This is a genomic window from Streptomyces yerevanensis, assembly GCF_000716805.1.
Classification (GTDB): domain Bacteria; phylum Actinomycetota; class Actinomycetes; order Streptomycetales; family Streptomycetaceae; genus Streptomyces; species Streptomyces flaveus.
Map to the genome: position 1 here is coordinate 16,447 of NZ_JNWJ01000010.1, position 14,044 is coordinate 30,490.

Consider the following 14,044-nt stretch of genomic DNA (forward strand, 5'->3'; position numbering starts at 1 on the left):
GGGGCTGGGGAGTTCATGCCGATTCCACCCGTAGCGCACCGGCTGGGTGAGGATTGTCAGTGGCGCGTGCTCTCATGGAGTGGTGATCGAAGACAGCGAAACCATCGAAGAGTTTCTCGCGCACGGTATGTCCGACGTGGAGGAAGCGGTCCGCAAGGCGGCGGCGACAGAGATCATGCCGCGCTTCCGGCAGCTCGCCGCGCACGAGATCGACGAGAAGACCGGCCCGCACGACCTGGTGACGGACGCCGACCGCAAGGCCGAGGAGTACCTCACGGCCGTGCTCGGCGCCCTGCTGCCCGGCTCGGTCGTGGTCGGCGAGGAGGCGGTGCACGCCAACCCGTTGACGTACGAGGCGATCCGGGGCGAGGCGCCGGTGTGGATCGTCGACCCGGTCGACGGGACACGGCAGTTCGTGCACGGCAACCCCGGCTTCTGCACCCTGGTCGCGCTCGCACTGGGCGGCCAGGTGCTCGCCTCCTGGACGTACGCTCCGGCGCTCGACCTGTTCGCCACGGCGATACGGGGCGGGGGCGCCGCTCTCGACGGAGTGCCCCTGCGCTCCGGTTCGCCCGCACCGGACCGCCCGCTCGAAGTGGCCACGTCCCACCCGGACTTCACGACCGACGACGAGAAGCGCGCTCTGCTCGCCCTGCGCACGGAGGGCGTGCGGACCCGGCCCTGCGGCTCAGCCGGCCTCGAGTATCTGGCCGTCGCGCGCGGCGAGTTGGACGCCACCGGCTTCTCCTGGGAAGCGGCCTGGGACCACGCGGCCGGTCTGCTGCTGGTCGAGGAGGCGGGCGGTGCGCATCTGACCCGCGCGGGCGAGCCGTTCCGGATAACGGGCGGCAACACCCTCCCGTTCACCGCCGCGCGGGACGCGGCCACAGCTCAGCGGGTGGCGGGCCTGCTGGCGGGCGGAGCCTGACCGCAGGCCGCTGCGCTGTACTCGGGCCGCGGGTCGAAGCGGATGGCCTGCGAGGACCACCCGCGCCCAGGCGCTGTCACCGCCCCGGCATATCCTGATCCCGAGTGGCCATCGGCTGACGAAGGAGTCCGAAGGTGCCGTCGATGCTCGATGCGGTCGTGGTGGGTGCGGGGCCGAACGGACTGACCGCTGCCGTGGAGCTGGCCCGCCGCGGTTTCAGTGTGGCCGTCTTCGAGGCGCGCGACACCGTCGGCGGAGGCGCCCGCACCGAGGAACTCACGCTGCCCGGCTTCCGGCACGACCCGTGCTCGGCCGCGCACCCGCTGGGCGTCAACTCGCCCGCCTTCAAAGCGCTGCCGCTCGGTCGGTACGGCCTGGAGTGGCTGCACCACGAACTGCCCATGGCGCACCCCTTCCCGGACGGCACGGCGGCCGTGCTGTCACGGTCCGTGGCCGAGACGGCGGCGTCCTTCGGCCCGCGCGACGCGGGGACGTACCGCAGGCTGGTCGACCCCTTCACCGGCAGATGGGACACGCTCGCCCGGGACTTCATGTCCCTGCCGCTCAGCGCGCTGCCCCGCGACCCGGTCACCCTCGCCCGCTTCGGTCTCGTCGGTCTGCCGCCCTCGACATGGCTGACGCGCAGATTCCACGACGAGCGGGCCAAGACGCTGTTCGCCGGTCTGGTCGCCCACGTCATGGCCCCGCTCGACGGCTTCGCCACCGGCGCCGTCGGCCTCGTCTTCGCGCTGGCCGCGCACGCGGGCGGCTGGCCCGTAGCGCGCGGCGGCTCCCAGTCGATCTCCGACGCGCTCACCGCGTATCTCAAGGACCTCGGCGGCACCGTCCACACCGACTACGAGGTCAAGCGCCTCGACGACCTGCCGCCCGCACGCGCGTACGTCTTCGACACCTCGCCCGCCGCGCTCAGCCGGATCGCGGGCTTCGGGCGGTACTACGAGCGGTACCGGTACGGGCCGGGCGTCTTCAAGATCGACTACGCCCTGGACGGACCGGTGCCCTGGACGGCGAAGGAGGCCCGCCGCGCCGGGACGGTGCAGGTCGGGGCGAGCAGGGCCGAGATCGGCACCGCCCTGCGCGAGGCCTCGCGGGAAGGGCGGGCCCCCGACGCACCGTTCCTGATCACCGTGCAGCCGAGCGTCGTCGACCCCTCCCGGGCCCCGGACGGCAAGCAGGTCTTCTGGGCGTACGGTCATGTGCCGAACGGCTGGACCGGAGACCTCACGGACGCCATCGAGCGCCAGCTGGAGCGGTTCGCGCCGGGCTTCCGGGACCGCGTTCTTGCCCGCGCCACGGCGGGCCCGCCCGAGATGGCTGCCCGCAACGCGAACTACGTGGGCGGCGACATCGCCTGCGGCGCGGCCTCCGGACTGCAGCTGATGCTGCGGCCCAGGCTGTCCCTGTTCCCGTACAGCACACCGCATCCGGCCGTGTTCATCTGCTCCTCGGCCACCCCGCCGGGGCCGGGCGTGCACGGAATGTCGGGGCACAACGCCGCCAAGGCCGTATGGAGGAGGCTGCGCCAGGCATGAGTGCCACGACCGCCATCGAACTCGTCCAGGGCGACATCACCCGGCAGTCCGTCGACGCCATCGTGAACGCCGCGAACTCCTCACTGCTCGGCGGCGGAGGCGTAGACGGCGCCATCCACCGGCGTGGCGGCCCCGCCATCCTCGACGAGTGCCGCAAGCTCCGCGCCTCCCAGTACGGCAAGGGTCTGCGCACAGGTCGGGCGGTCGCTACGACCGCGGGCGAGCTGGACGCCCGCTGGGTGATCCACACGGTGGGTCCCGTCTACAGCCAGAGCGAGGACCGCTCCGGCCTGCTCGCCTCCTGCTACCGGGAGTCGCTGCGGATCGCGGACGAACTGGGAGCTCGCACGGTCGCGTTCCCCGCGATCTCCACCGGCATCTACGGGTGGCCGATCGACGACGGTGCGCGGATCGCGGTGGAGACGGTGCGGGCCACGGACACGGCGGTCGAGGAGGTCAGGTTCGTCCTCTTCGACGAGCGGGCCCACGCAGCGTTCGCCGGCCAACTTCGCTGACGGAACCATGGTTCGGTTCACCTGTCCGCCTGAGCCGCCGGACAGGCCCTAAATCCCGGATCGGCTGCCGCTGAAGTTCAGCGGCAGCATCCGCCGCGTCGCCCCGCGCCACGGAATCAGCAACTGCGGGCCCGCCGACGCCGGCAACACCGCCGCCCGTACCGCCCGTACCGCCCGTACCGTTCGGGTCGGCATCGTCGGCGCCCCGGGCCCCTCGCCACGACGCTGCTTCGCTCCGGACACATCCGCCGTCAGCGGCATGGGCTCGCCCGCCAACCCGGCCGCGGTTCTGTGACAACCGGTCCCGTGCGGTCACCGCGGGTGAGGAATCTTACGAACGTGACTCGTATTCCTAATACCCGTATTGTCATCAATGCTGTGGTATTTCCGGATAACGGATTAGCGGAAGCGGGAGCGAGGTGAAGCGTGATTCGGTCGGACGGGGAATCGATGTGGACGTGGCGTGCGACAGACGGCACCGTGCCCGCCAGTTCCCGTGAGCGGTTTCTGCAAGGTGAGCCGGTTGAGGGAGGCGTGCGAAAGTCGATCTTGAATTCATGGCAGCGCAGCAGGTCCCTGGGTCTCTCACCGGACCAGTCCGACCTTCCCTTCCGGGAGGACTTCGACCGGGACGGCCGGCTCGTCCGCGCGTCAGGTCCGGTGCTCGACCGGCTGCAGTCCAGGTTCGCGGGCAGCGAGATGAACATCTCCGTCGCGGATGCGACCGGGACGGTCCTTCTGCGCCGTTTCGGAGAGGCGTCCCTGGCCAGAAGCCTCCCGGCGATCCAGCGCGTCCCGGGATTCGTGTTCGCCGAGCAGTTCGCCGCCACCAACGGCATCGGTCTCGCACTGGCGGAGCGGCAACTCATCCGGGTCCACGGTGCCGAGCACTTCGCCGAACGCTCCCAGGGGAGCGCCTGCCGTGCGATTCCCGTCCGCGACCCGCTCAGCGGGCACATCGAAGGCGTCCTGTGCCTCGGCTATCCGCGCAGCGCCGAGGACCCGGCGCTCGTCACCGTGATACGCAAGGCGGCCGAAGCCATCGAGCGGCGACTGCTGGAGCAGAGTTCCGCACGTGAGCGCGCTCTGTTGGGGGCATACCTGGGCACCGGCGCCGATGCCGCCGTCGGCCTTCACCACGGCGTCGGAGTGGACGAACTGGCCCGTGAGCTGCGCCCCCGTGACCGGGCGATACTCCTGGAGAAGGCCACCGAACTGATCTCCCGCGCGCAGCGGGCCGCCGTCGACGTGTCCCTGCCCGACGGCCGGAGGGTGACGCTGGTGAGCCGTCCGATGACGAGTGCCTCCGGGGTGGAAGGCATCGCCATCGAGGTCCTCCTCCCCGGCGTCCTCCTCCCCGGCCCTCCACCGCGACAGGCCCTCCCCGCCCCGCGCCAGGTCGACGAACTGCTCGGCTCCCCCGCCGAGCCTGCCGTCGCGCCGTCCGAATACGTTCCCGGCGCCCCGGCGCCCGGGCATCCCTCCGCCGATCCGCTGTCCGGGCACCTTCCCGGCACCGCATCCGGCCAAGGCCCCACGGGCGACCAGGGCGTCATGACCGCCGGTGCTGCCGACTCGACGGACGATCACCCCGACTTCCAACCCCCCGCGAGAGGGCTTGTGCTGGTGGGGGAGCCACAAGTGGGGAAGTACGCCCTGGCGGCGCGACGCCGCCTGGAGTTGCTGTCCGAGGCCAGCGCCCGTATAGGCACCACTCTGGATGTGCGCCGCACCGCCCAGGAGCTCGCCGAGATGACGGTTCCGCGACTGGCCGACTTCGCCACGATCGACCTGCCCGAGGCCGTACTGCGCGGCGAGGAGTCCGCCGACCCCAGCGGTGACCTGCGCCGTACGGTGGTCCACGGCATCCGCGACGACGTTCCTTTCAGCCCGGTCGGCAAGCGGGTCGACTTCGGCCCGACCGCGCCCCAACTGCGTTGTCTGACCAGCGGGCAGGCAGTGCTGGAACCAGACTTGAAGACTGCCGCGGGCTGGCTCACCGAGGACCCCGAGCACACCGAGCAGCTGCTGACCCACGTCCACTCCCTCATCGCGGTCCCCCTGCTCGCCCGAGGCGTCGTCCTTGGCGTCGCCAGCTTCTACCGCTCACAGGACCCCGCCCCCTTCGGAGACGACGACCGCGCGCTGGCCCACGAACTCGCCACCCGTGCCGCGCTGTCCATGGACAACGCCCGGCGCTTCACACGCGAACGCACCATGGTCCTGGCCCTGCAGCGGAGCCTGCTCCCGCAGGGTCTACCTGATCAGGAAGCCGTCGAGGTCGCCCATCGCTACCTGCCCGCCGAATCCGATGTGGGCGGAGACTGGTACGACGTGATCCCTCTCTCCGGCACCCGTATAGGCCTCTTCGTCGGCGACGTCGTCGGCCACGGCCTGCACTCCGCCGCCACCATGGGCCGACTGCGCACCGCCGCACGCAGCTTCGCCGAACTCGACTTCCCCCCGGACGAAGTCCTCACCCACCTCGACAACGTCGTGGGGCGCCTGGACCGGGAGGATCCCGCCGCCGACGGCGTCGGCATCATCGGCGCGACCTGCCTGTACGCCATCTACGACCCGACCTCGCAGCAGTGCGTCATGGCCCGCGCCGGTCACCCTCCGCCCGCACTGGTCCGCCCCGACGGCACCGTGTCATTCCTCGACCTGCCTGCCGGGCCGCCTCTCGGCCTCGGTGGCCTGCCCTTCGAAACCGCCGAGATCCACATCCCCGAGCACAGTCAGCTGGTCCTCTACACCGACGGACTCATCGAGGACCGGCACCGTGACATCGACGTGTCCCTCGACCGCCTGCGCGGAGCCCTGGCCCACCCGGAGCGCACACCCGAGGAGACGTGTGAGGCGGTCCTGGACCTCGTGGCACCCTCCCGCCCCGACGACGACCTCGCACTGCTCGTCGCCCGCACCCACGCGCTGGACCCCCACCGGATCGCCGACTGGGACCTGCCCGCCGACCCGGCCCTCGTCAGCGACGTCCGCGCCGCCGCCGTCCGGCAGCTGGCCGACTGGGGACTCGACGAGGCCGCGTTCGTCACGGAACTACTGCTCAGCGAGCTGATCACCAACGCCATCCGCCACGGTGCCGGACCTGTCCGGGTACGGCTGCTGCACGGCCCCACGCTGATCTGCGAGGTCTACGACACCAGTAACACCGCCCCGCACCTGCGCCGGGCGGCCGCCACCGACGAGGGTGGCCGTGGCCTGTTCCTCGTCGCGCAGCTGGCACAGAGCTGGGGCACCCGCTACACCCCGGAGGGCAAGGTCATCTGGGCCGAATGCGGGCTCGACGGCGTCTGAGTGCCTGTGTGCGGCGCTCCGGCCGCACGACCACCGGACGCGACCGACACGACCACCGGACATACGGAGGAATGCCCTGTCGGCCGTCTGGCTCGGTTGGGGTCACAGATGGGGCCACAGAGGCCGTCAAATGTCTGAAATGCTGCTATTTGCCCCGCTAGTATCCCTGATGAAAGTCGGGAAGAACTTGCCAGGCCGACCCCCGGGAGATGTCCGTGCACGATGCTCCCGACACCTCTGAGAAGGCCATCCCGCCCTCCGGCGCGGAACCCCTGGTCCGCATCCGCGGGCTCGACAAGCGGTTCGGCGGGACCTTCGCGCTGGCCGGGGTCGACCTCGACGTCCACGCCGGCAGCGTCCTGGCCCTTCTCGGCCCCAACGGCGCCGGGAAGTCCACGCTCATCAAAGTGCTCGCCGGCGTCCACCACGCCGACGCGGGGCAGATCACCGTGGCCGGTCACCCGCTCGGGACCCAAGCCGCGTCCCGCAGCATGTCCTTCATCCACCAGGACCTCGGTCTCGTGGAGTGGATGACGGTCGCCGAGAACATCGCTTTGAGCACCGGGTATCCGCGCCGCACCGGACTGATCTCCTGGCGGCGGACCAGGGAGCGCTGCACCGACGCCCTGCGGATCGTCGCCGGACATCTCGACCCCGACGTGCCGATCGCCCGGCTCGCCCCCGCAGAGCGTTCGCTGGTCGCCATCGCCCGAGCCCTGGCGGGACGGGCGAAGCTCATCGTCCTCGACGAGCCGACCGCCCGTCTCCCCGCCGCGGACTGCGCCCGGCTCTTCCACGTACTGCACGCCCTGCGCGACCGGGGGCACGGCATCCTCTACGTCAGCCATCGCCTGGACGAGGTGTACGAGGTCGCCGACACCTTCGCCGTCCTGCGCGACGGTCACCTCGTCAGCCATGGCGCGCTGGCCGGACACAGCCCCGCCCGTCTGGTGCACGACATCGTCGGCGAGGAACTGACCTCCCCCAGACTCCGTCCGGGGGGACCCCCATCTCGCTTCGCTCGCCGCCCCGCCACGGCCCCCGCCGGCGCCCCGGTCGTACTGACCCTCGACGGCGTACGGACCGCAGGCGCGGGCCCCGTCAGCCTGGAACTCAAGGCCGGGGAAGTCCTGGGCCTGGTCGGCCTCTCGGGCGCCGGGCACATGGACCTCGGCCGGGCCCTCATCGGTTCCCGGCCCATCCTCGATGGTCGCGTACTCCTCGGCGGCGAGCAGTACAGCCCCCACAAGGTCGTTGACGCCGTCGGCCTCGGCGTCGGTTTCGTGACCGGCGACAGACAGCAGGAGGGATGCGCCACCGAGCTGACCGTACGGGAGAACCTCCTGGCCAACCCGCGCGCGGGAGGCCTGCCGGCGCTGCGCTGGATCAGGCCCCGCCGTGAACGCGCCGAGGCCACCACCCTGATCGAACGGTTCTCGGTGCGTCCCCGCGACAGCGAGGCCCCCATCGCCACCCTGTCCGGCGGAAACCAGCAGAAGGTCATGATCGGCCGGTGGCTGCGGGTGGGCCTGCGCCTGCTGGTCCTCGAGGAGCCGACGGCGAGCGTGGACATCGGCGCCAAGGCCGCGATCTACGGCCTGCTCGACGAGGCGCTGGCCGCCGGTCTCGCGGTGCTGCTCATCTCCACCGATTTCGAGGAGGTCGCGGGCGTGTGCCGACGTGCCCTGGTCTTCGTCCGCGGATCTGTGACGGCCGAGCTGAGCGGTCCGGATCTCACCGTCGCCGGGCTCACCCGGGCAGCTTCGGCCATGCCCCCCTCCGGAAGCGCGACGAACTCATGACCGCCTCGCCCTCTCCCTCCTCGCCCCCATCCCCACGGCACCGACCGGGCCCGCTGAGCCGACTGGAGAGGCAGGGCGGGCACCTCATCGGCACGTACGGCCTTCTGGCCCTCACCGCCCTGCTCTTCCTGGTCTTCTCCCTGACGCTGCCGCGTACCTTTCCCACTGCGGACACCATCGACTCGATCCTGTCCACCCAGTCGATCCCGGCCGTCCTCGCGCTCGCCGCCATGGTCCCCATCGTGACCGGCGCGTTCGACCTCTCCATCGGCTACGGCCTCGGCCTGGCGCACGTCATGGTGATGCAGCTCGTCGTCAACGACGGGTGGCCCTGGCCGCTCGCCTGCCTCGCGGTGATCATCGGAGGGGCGATGGTGGGCGTCCTCAACGGTGTCATCGTCGAGTTCGGCCGGATCGACTCCTTCATCGCCACGCTCGGGACCGGCAGCATGATGTACGCCGCGACCGGCTGGATCACCGACGGCGGCCGGATCGTCCCGGGCCCGCAGGGCCTCCCGGCCGCCTTCACCGACATCTACGACTCCACGTTCCTCGGCCTTCCGGTCCCCGCCTTCTACGTGCTCGCCATCGCGGTCGCCCTCTGGCTGGTGCTGGAGCGGCTGCCGCTCGGCCGGTACCTGTACGTCATCGGCTCCAACCGCCGCGCCGCCGACCTCGTCGGCATCCCGACCCGCAAGTACTCGGTCTACGCCTTCGCCGCATCAGGGCTGATCGTCGGCTTCGCCGGGGTGCTGCTCGCGGCCCAGCAGCAGATCGGCAATCCGAGCGTCGGCCTCGACTACCTGCTGCCCGCCTTCGCCGGTGCCCTCCTCGGCTCCACCGCGATCAAACCCGGCCGCCCCAACGCCATGGGCACCGTCGTCGCCGTCACCGTCCTCGCCGTCGGCCTCACCGGCATCGGCCAGATGGGCGCCGACTTCTGGACGATCCCGCTGTTCTACGGCGGCACCCTGCTCCTCGCCGTAGGCCTGGCCGGCTACTCCGCCCGCCGCCTGCGCACCGGCGCCGTCGCGGCCCGCGATTCACCCGTCGGGCCGCCTCCACCGCCGTACCCACCGAAGCAGGACGGTGGCGCAGCGGATACCGCTCCATGACCCACGCCACGGCACCACCTCCGTGACCCGGCCGCATCCTCCCGTTCATCCCTCCGCGAGGAGCTCCCATGCAGTGCAACCGCAAGGCCACCCCCGGCGTCTTCAGGGCTCGGCTCGTCTCCGCGGCCCTGTTGGCAGCGGCAACCGTCCTTGCGGGCTGCGAACGCGGCTCGTCGACAGGCGAGGGGGAGTCCGCGACGGGCCCGAGCGGCTGCCCCGCGGCCCACGCCAGGGCCCAGGCCGCCGTCAGGCAGGCAGAGAAGACCGACGCCCCCTGGGGCGGACCGGTCGGCGGCCCTTCGGCGGTGTCCGGCAGGACCATCGTCTACGTCGCCCAGACCATGACCAATCCCGGAGTCGCGGGCACCGCGAAGGGAGTGCGGGAAGCCGCGCGGGTCATCGGTTGGAACGTCCGGGTGATCGACGGCGGGGGCACCCCCGCCGGCATCCAGGCGGCAATGAGCGCGGCCGTGGCCCTCAAGCCCTCGGGCATCGTCATCGGCGGCTTCGACCCCGACTCGACCTCCCAGCAGGTCTCCCGGGCCAACGCGGCGCGCATCCCGCTCATCGGCTGGCACGCGGTCGCTTCGCCCGGCCCCAGCCAGCGGCCCAAGCTCTTCACCAACGTCACCACCCGGGTCGAGGACGTGGCCGGAATCAGCGCGCAGTGGGTCATCTCGCGTTCCAACGGCCGCGCCGGGGTGGTACTCATCACCGACGCCTCGATCCCCTTCGCCAGGAACAAGTCCGACCTGATCAGGAAGGAGCTGGCCACCTGCTCGGGTGTGAAGCTGCTGGCGCAGGAGAACATCCCGATCCCGGACGCCAGCAGCCGCACCCCCCGGGAGATCTCCTCCCTCCTCTCCCGCTTCCAGAGCGGTTGGACCTACTCCATCGCCATCAACGACCTGTACTTCGCCGACGCCGCCCCCGCCTTCCGGGCAGCCGGCAGGAAAGGCTCCGGCCCACCCTTCAACATCGGCGCCGGCGACGGCGACCCGTCCGCCTTCCAGCGCATCAACAGCGAGCAGTACCAGTCCGCCACCGTCCCCGAGCCGCTGTCCCTGCAGGGCTGGCAGATCGTCGACGAGTTCAACCGCGCCTTCACCGGCAGACCCGCCAGCGGATATGTAGCCCCCGTCCACCTCACCACGGCCGCCAACAGCGCCGGGGCCACGACCTGGGACCCGCCAGGTTTCCGGGAGGCGTACCGAAAGATCTGGGGCAAGTGACAGCGGCATCGGGGCACACCTCACTCCTCCGCCGACGGACCCGGGCAGCAGCGTCAGCCGAACCTGGCCGCGAGACGCCGATACAGGGCCGGTGTCGCGCCGTGCAGCCGGCCGGGCAGGCGGAGCCAGCCGGGTACGTACACCTCGTCGCGGTCGCGGGTGACGGCCTGCCAGACGGCCTCGGCGACTCGCTCGGCCGGTACCGGCCTTGGACGCGAGCGTGCGTAAGGAGCGCCGCGCCGTTCGAAGAACGGGGTGTCCACGACTCCGGGCACGACATGGCTGATCCCCACGCCCGTGCCGCGCAACTCGTAGCGCAGGGCCTCGGCGAAGGTACCGAGGGCTGCTTTGGCGGCGGAGTAGACGGCCTCGCCGCGTACCCCGAGGCTGCCCGCCACGGAGCCGATGAGCACCACCCGACCGCTACCTCGGCTGACCATGCCCGGCAGCAGGAGGCGTACCAGATGCAGGGGCGCCAGTACGTCTACGGAGAACACCTCGTCGATGGCCCGTGGCGGCATGGTGTCGAACGGCCCTGCCCAGCCGATGCCGGCCCCGGCCACCAGCAGATCCACCCGACCGACCGTGTCCATGACGTACTCGGCCAGCCGTCGGTCCGCCCCCGGCTCGGCCAGATCGGTCGGGAAAGCGGCGGCCGAGGTGTCATCGGCGCTCTGGTCGAGGTCCAGGGCGACCCGCTCGAGCCGCGCCCGGTCGCGTCCATTGAGTACGAGGTGCCAGTTGCCCTCCGCCGCCAGGCGCCGAGCGACGGCCGCGCCGATGCCCGAGGACGCGCCCGTCACCAGGGCCACGTTCGTCTTCGGCGCCGAAGCATCGGCGAGGTGCGGGTACGCGTCCGGGTCCGTCCCGGTCGAGGCGCCGACGGGCACGGTGGCTTCGGAGCCGGTGGGGGATGAGTCGTGGGGCACGGTAGTCGTCCTCTGCAACCGGTGAAGCCACATGTCGGTTGGTGACGGGGTACTCCGGGCCCAGTGTACGAAGAGACCGTCCCGTAGGCCCGGCCCGTGCACAGGCATTCGTACGCCCCGCCTCCCGCCGCGCCCACCTGCCCGTATCCCTTCCCTGATAGGGGCGCGGGGCGACGGGTACAACGAGTGTCATGGGCGAATCACTTTCCGGGCTTTCCGGATCTTCCGGACTTTCCGCCGTCGAGGCCTACGGGCTCCCGGGCACCGGCCGCGCACACCGTTCCGTCCCCTCCGTCGCGGTCCTCGTGGAACTGCTCAGGAACGGCTCGGCCGGCGGTCAGGTCAAGTGCTGGGAACACTTTGCCGAAGCCGCGGCCCGGCACGCCGGGCCCGGCCCCGGCATCGACCTGACCGTGTACGTCCTGGGCGAGCGGGAGGGCGTGGAGCCGCTGTCGCCGCGTGTACGGTTCGTCAGCCTGCGACCGGTGCTCAGCACGGCGGCCCTGATGCCCACGGTCGGCGGAGCCGACATCGTCGATCTCGCGCCGTTCCACCCCCGGCTGTCCCGGCTGCTGCCGCGCCACGACGTCTGGCACCTCACACACACCTTCGCCTTCGCCTCGACGGCGGCCCTTCTGGTGCGCAGCGCGGACCGGGCCATGACACCGGCACGACCGGGTGTGGTGGGTTCGCTGCACACTGATGTACCGGCCCTGGCGTCCGTGTACGTACGGCAGATGCTCGGCAGGACACCGGCCCTGGCCTGGATGGACGGCCGGTTCCCCGGTGGCGGCGCGCCGGAGGCGGTCGCCTGGCTCGCCCGGCGGCGACGCGACCGGCTGATCCGGATATGCGACCGGGTGCTGGTCGCCTCCCCGAACGACCGCGCCCAGATCACCGCGCTGACGGACCCCGGCCGGGTGTCGCAGCTGCGGCGCGGCATCGACCGCGAGCGGTTCCGGCCCGATCCCTGGGCCCGCGGCGCACTCGCCCGTACCCACGGCGTGCCGGTGGACCGGCCGCTCATCCTGTTCGTGGGCCGGGTGGACGACACCAAGCGCGCCCTGTTGCTCGCCGAGGCGGTGGACCGGATGCGGCGGCAGGGGCATGCCGTACATCTGCTGATGGTCGGCCGGGGCGCCGACAGGGGCCGGGTCGCGGAACTGCTCGGCCCCGATGCGACGCTGCTCGGGCCGCAGCCCCAGGAGTGGCTGGCCCGGGTGTACGCCGGATGCGATGTGTTCGCCTTCCCGTCCCGGACGGAGACGGTCGGCAACGTCGTCGCCGAGGCGATGGCCTGCCGCCTCCCCGTCGTACTGCCCGCGGACGCCCGCACCACGCAGTGGCTGGCCGGGCCGGGACGGGACGGCCTGGTCGTACGGCACGACGACGCCAAGGGCTGGGCACAGGTGCTGGCCGAGCTGGTGACCCGGCCGGAGCTGCGCCGCGTGGTGGGGGAGCGGGCACTCGCCACGGCCCGGCACCGGCACCCCACCTGGGCTCAGGTGTTCGCTGAGGATCTGCTGCCGGTCTGGCACGATGCACTCCGCTTGAAGGGCAGTCATGAACCCGCGGGCCCGGTGGGGGCTGGTCGCTCCCCCACGCTCGAATCGAGCTCGCGCGGGGGGACCCCCATCGCGGCGGAGCCGCACAGTGTCACGCCTCGCGCCCCTAAAGGGGCGCTATAGCGCACCGGACTTCGCCAAGAGGGCTGTGCTACGACCGGAAGTCCGTCGTGTGCTCGGCAGCCGCGCGCCCGCCGCCGGAACCGTCTGCAGCCGAGGTCTGGTGCATCTCGCGTGGGTGCAGCGCGGCGATCAGGGGCGAAGAGTTCAGCCGTACGATCCCGAAGACCGTCAGGCACACACCCAGGACCGTAAAAGCTGAGGTGGGCCAGCCGTGGTTCAGCGACTCCCCGAACAGCGTCGTGCCGGTCGCGATGGCCACGGCCGGTTCGGTCGCGTCGATCACCGTCATCGTGGCGGCCAGCGGCCCCGCCTGGAACGCGCTCTGGATCAGCAGCAGCCCGGTGAAACTGGCGATGACCAGCAGATACGTCTGCCATGCCGTGAACAGCGCGAGCAGGCCCCGCTCCATGTGCGCGACGGTGATGGTCAGCAGCACGGACTGGAAACCCATCACCGCTCCGCCGGCCAGGGCCACGAGGGACGCCCGCCACGTACCGCCGACGAACCGCCGTGCCACCAGCGCGCACAGCGTCACACCGCACACCGAGCCCAGCGTCATCAGCCAGGGTCCGAGATCCGCGCCCGTCGAGCTGCCGCCGTGCGGCCGTGCGGTGGACAGGGCGAGCGCCAGACCGGCCGCCACGGAGAGGGTGCCGGCCCACTCCCGGACGCCCAGCCGTTTGCGGCTGAGCCGCGCCGACAGCGGCACCGCGAAGATCAGCTCACAGACGATCAGCGGCTGCACCAGGCTGAGCGGTGCGTGAGCCAGAGCCAGGGCCTGGAATCCGTACGCGAGGAAGGCGAAGGCGATCCCGGACAGCCACAGCGGTCGCCGGACCAGATGGCTGAGCAGGGTCCAGGACAGTGCCTCCTCGGCGGGCCGGGCGCTGGCCGCCCGCTGCTGGAGTACTCCCGCCAGGGCGAAGCAGGCGCCCGCGGCGAGTGAGGCGAGGACGGCGACCGGCAT

11 protein-coding genes are annotated in these 14,044 nt (G+C 71.6%); 8 read left to right on the forward strand and 3 right to left on the reverse strand.

Annotated features, from left to right (window positions below; translation table 11 throughout):
- The first annotated feature begins 82 nt into the window (after positions 1-82).
- From OP79_RS12385 to OP79_RS12395, 3 genes are all read left to right on the forward strand, one after another.
- Positions 83-928, forward strand: a complete 846-nt coding sequence (locus tag OP79_RS12385) for an inositol monophosphatase family protein (protein ID WP_033320317.1) — start codon at positions 83-85, stop codon at positions 926-928.
- A 143-nt stretch (positions 929-1,071) separates the two neighbouring features.
- Positions 1,072-2,481 (forward strand): phytoene desaturase family protein, encoded by a 1,410-nt coding sequence (locus OP79_RS12390; RefSeq protein ID WP_033320318.1) that lies wholly within the window; start codon positions 1,072-1,074, stop codon positions 2,479-2,481.
- A complete protein-coding gene (locus OP79_RS12395) occupies positions 2,478-2,996 on the forward strand; it encodes an O-acetyl-ADP-ribose deacetylase (protein ID WP_033320178.1) in 519 nt (172 codons plus the stop codon). Before OP79_RS12390 ends, OP79_RS12395 begins: the two co-directional genes overlap by 4 nt.
- 48 nt (positions 2,997-3,044) lie before the next feature.
- Here OP79_RS12395 and OP79_RS55235 read toward each other — a convergent pair whose 3' ends face one another.
- The gene (locus tag OP79_RS55235; RefSeq protein ID WP_157857305.1) at positions 3,045-3,191 is read right to left on the reverse strand and encodes a hypothetical protein; all 147 of its coding nucleotides are present in this window, start codon (positions 3,189-3,191) and stop codon (positions 3,045-3,047) included.
- 255 nt (positions 3,192-3,446) lie between these two features.
- On the opposite strand from OP79_RS55235, the gene OP79_RS12400 reads away from it, so the two are divergent.
- The 4 genes from OP79_RS12400 to OP79_RS12415 all read left to right on the forward strand — a co-directional run bounded on the left by OP79_RS12400 (position 3,447) and on the right by OP79_RS12415 (position 10,460).
- Positions 3,447-6,311: a SpoIIE family protein phosphatase gene (locus tag OP79_RS12400; RefSeq protein WP_425428565.1), complete on the forward strand. Its 2,865-nt coding sequence runs from the start codon at positions 3,447-3,449 to the stop codon at positions 6,309-6,311.
- Between the two features lie 215 nt (positions 6,312-6,526).
- Complete coding sequence (locus tag OP79_RS12405; RefSeq protein ID WP_033320319.1) at positions 6,527-8,113, forward strand: sugar ABC transporter ATP-binding protein; 1,587 nt, start codon at positions 6,527-6,529, stop codon at positions 8,111-8,113.
- Entirely contained in the window at positions 8,110-9,228 is a 1,119-nt protein-coding gene (locus OP79_RS12410) for an ABC transporter permease (protein WP_033320180.1), read from the forward strand. Before OP79_RS12405 ends, OP79_RS12410 begins: the two co-directional genes overlap by 4 nt.
- 68 nt (positions 9,229-9,296) lie before the next feature.
- Positions 9,297-10,460 carry a substrate-binding domain-containing protein gene (locus tag OP79_RS12415; RefSeq protein ID WP_033320181.1) on the forward strand — a complete coding sequence of 388 codons (1,164 nt, stop codon included), beginning with the start codon at positions 9,297-9,299 and terminating at the stop codon, positions 10,458-10,460.
- A gap of 53 nt (positions 10,461-10,513) precedes the next feature.
- On the opposite strand, the gene OP79_RS12420 is transcribed toward OP79_RS12415, so the two are convergent.
- Positions 10,514-11,389 carry an SDR family NAD(P)-dependent oxidoreductase gene (locus tag OP79_RS12420; protein WP_245685297.1) on the reverse strand — a complete coding sequence of 292 codons (876 nt, stop codon included), beginning with the start codon at positions 11,387-11,389 and terminating at the stop codon, positions 10,514-10,516.
- Positions 11,390-11,580: 191 nt separating this feature from the next.
- Between OP79_RS12420 and OP79_RS50390 the strand changes: the two genes are divergently transcribed.
- Positions 11,581-13,077, forward strand: coding sequence for a glycosyltransferase (locus OP79_RS50390; protein ID WP_063741913.1), 1,497 nt, complete (start codon positions 11,581-11,583; stop codon positions 13,075-13,077).
- A gap of 28 nt (positions 13,078-13,105) precedes the next feature.
- Here OP79_RS50390 and OP79_RS12430 read toward each other — a convergent pair whose 3' ends face one another.
- Positions 13,106-14,044: a DMT family transporter gene (locus tag OP79_RS12430; RefSeq protein WP_033320182.1), complete on the reverse strand. Its 939-nt coding sequence runs from the start codon at positions 14,042-14,044 to the stop codon at positions 13,106-13,108.